The following is a 2,470-nucleotide window of genomic DNA, read 5'->3' as shown; positions in this document are numbered from 1 at the left end:
CTCGTCCAGGTGCCACTTGTCACCCGGCCGTGGCCGGCGTCGGCGCAGCCTATTCGCATAGATCTGGCCGAACTTTGCGCACCACCGCCGGATCGTCTCGTACGAGACGATCACGTCGCGCTCGAGCATCAGCTACTCCACCTCACGGAATGACAGCGGGAAGCGGAAGTCACAGCCACACGCAGTGGGAGATCACCTCGACCGGGTACCGGTGCCCCTTGTGCGACGGCGGAGTACTGCCCACGGACAACCCCTCCCAGAATGACCAACCCGAAGATCATCCCAACCTGTCAGTCAACGTGACAGTGCCCTTGTCGGCGCTGCGCTTCATACCCCTCCTCCCCGCATACTCTTGACGCTCGACTATTCTGAATTTCATACTAGTCGTGATCTTAGGGAGGGTCGATGCATGGGCGACATCCAGCCCGCATGGCTCCGCGCCGTCCTGCCGCTGTGCCTTCTGGCCACGCTGGAGCGCGGAGAGAGTTACGGATACGCGCTGTTCCAGCAGCTCGAAGAATCGGGACTCGGCACCGTCAAGGGTGCCGTGCTGTACCCGGCACTGACGCGGCTCGCCGACGACGGCGCGGTCGAGGTCCGATGGGCCCCCGGAGAGGGCGGGCCTGGCCGGAAGTACTACCGGCTGACCGATGCGGGGCGGGAGCGGCTGGCGCGGGAGCGCCGGGCGTGGCAGAAGTTCCGCACGGCGATCGACATGACGGCGGCGTTCCCGGCAGAGGCCCCTGCCACACCCCATGAACAGGAGAACTGATGACGAAGACCACGGCCGGCACCCGACCGGGCAACAGCGGTCGCGCTGCCTGGGCCGACAAGCTGGAGCTGGACCTTGTTCTCGTCCACAGAGTGCCGCGCGAACTCGTGAACCGTGTGCGGGAGGAGGTCGCCTATGCGGTGACCGAAACGGGGCAGTCGGCGGAGGAACTCTTCGGCCCTGCCGAGGAGTACGCCACTGCGGTGGCCACCGAACGGGTCGACGCTGGGTCTCGCAGCACACGTGACTTCGAAGGCAGGACATCAGCCACGCATTTCCGGCAGGGCATGGTGGCAGGAGGCATCACCGTCCTGATCATGGCCACGGTGGGAACTTTCGGCGATGAGGACCGCTCCGGCACCTCGGTTCTCCTCCTGTCCCTTTCCGCCTCCGTGCTCGTGGCAGTCGGTTTCGCGGTCCTCCCCGCCCTGCGCGCGGCCGGACGGACCGGGGCCGCCTGGCTCTATGGCAGCGGTGCCGGCGTCATCGCCGCTGCCGGCATCTGTTTGGCGTCCCTCCCCGCGGCCCGGGACGCGCATTCCTTCTCGTTCCCGCCGTTCGCGGCAGCCGGGTTCGCGCTGCTGCTCGGGGCACTGGGGCTGGCCATACCCGAGCGGGTCGTGAGCCGATGGTTCTCCCCTGGTGAGGGCCGACGGCTCGACAATGAGCAATGGCTGCGCCGGCTGGGCGAGTTGCTGTATGGACGGCATGGCCTTCCCATGCGCACGGCGCAGCAGCACGTGACCGAAGCACGGGAGCACCTGGCAGCCACCGGGCGCGCCGCACAGCAGGAGCTCGGCCAGGTGGAGATCTATGCCATGAACCTGACAGACGGCCCGATACGTGAAGTCCAGCGGGTCCGCCACCAGTTCCTCGGTTTCCTTTCCAGCATGGCTGTCTTCGCGGTGCTGTTCACCCTTACGCTGACGGACTCGGACAGCGGTGGTGCGGCGCCCTGGGTTCACGCGGTGCTTTTCGTCTGCTCCGGCGCCATGGCTGTCACCTTTCTCCGGAAGATGAGGGTCCGGTGAACCACGCCGGCCAACACTGACCGGCCTCACCACCAGGGCCCCGCGTCCGGCGGCGCTGATCCAGCGTCAGTACTGTTCAGCGGGCAGGTGTGGGTCCTTTGGGTACTCAGACAGCCTGGCCGAAGGACGGGTCCTGCTCGCGCAGCGGGGTGAAGTCCACGTCTGAGGCTGATCCTTTGGAGTGGACACCCTGACAATGGATCTTGATGGTTCAGGGAGGGATGTCCAGGTGGGACGCAAGTCTCCGTAATTGGGGGAGTTCAGGAAGGACGCGGTCGCGCTTTACCGCGCCGCAGGCGGCAAGCGCACATACGTGGCGGTGGCGGCTGACCTCGGTATCACCGCTGAGTCGCTGCGGACGTGGGTCCGCAAGGGAAACGAGTCGCAGGCACTGCCCGGCCGCAGCGAGGCCGGCGGGAGTCGGGCTGAGGAACTGGCCCGGTTGGGGGCGGAGAACGCCCGGCTGCTGAAGTCGGAGAGGGAGCGGCAGCTGGAGCGCGAGATCCCGCGCCGGGCAGCCGCCTATTTCGCTCGGGATTGTGTCCTGAACACGAAAGAGAGTTGGTCGTAGGACAGCTTTCAAGAGTGGTGCTGTGCGGAAGATGAAGGTTTTGTGGCCCTTCGGAGCCGCCCTGCGGGGGGAGGCTTCAAACTGCCTCATGCCGCG

The 2,470-nt window shown here is 66.4% G+C and carries 2 protein-coding genes and 2 pseudogenes; 3 read left to right on the top strand and 1 reads right to left on the bottom strand.

What is annotated here, in order from left to right; translation table 11 throughout:
* Positions 1–244: pseudogene (locus ACWCQ6_RS36810) on the bottom strand (IS6 family transposase); the annotation flags it as partial.
* A 165-nt stretch (positions 245–409) separates the two neighbouring features.
* Between ACWCQ6_RS36810 and ACWCQ6_RS36805 the strand changes: the two are divergent.
* The 3 genes and pseudogenes from ACWCQ6_RS36805 to ACWCQ6_RS36795 form a co-directional block, all read left to right on the top strand.
* Positions 410–772, top strand: a complete 363-nt coding sequence (locus tag ACWCQ6_RS36805) for a PadR family transcriptional regulator (RefSeq protein ID WP_451096803.1) — start codon at positions 410–412, stop codon at positions 770–772.
* A 92-nt stretch (positions 773–864) separates the two neighbouring features.
* Positions 865–1,803 carry a hypothetical protein gene (locus ACWCQ6_RS36800; RefSeq protein WP_451096801.1) on the top strand — a complete coding sequence of 313 codons (939 nt, stop codon included), beginning with the start codon at positions 865–867 and terminating at the stop codon, positions 1,801–1,803.
* Between the two features lie 250 nt (positions 1,804–2,053).
* A pseudogene (locus tag ACWCQ6_RS36795) lies at positions 2,054–2,394 on the top strand (transposase); the annotation flags it as partial.
* Between the last annotated feature and the right edge of the window lie 76 nt (positions 2,395–2,470).

This window comes from Streptomyces sp. NPDC001880 (assembly GCF_053594575.1).
The sequence above is the reverse complement of the archived record's forward strand: the minus strand, read 5'-3'. Positions and strand labels throughout refer to the sequence as shown.

Bases quoted from the DNA above. Each gene is read 5' to 3' on its own strand.
- ACWCQ6_RS36805 (WP_451096803.1), top strand. From the start codon at position 410: ATGGGCGACATCCAGCCCGCATGGCTCCGCGCCGTCCTGCCGCTGTGC.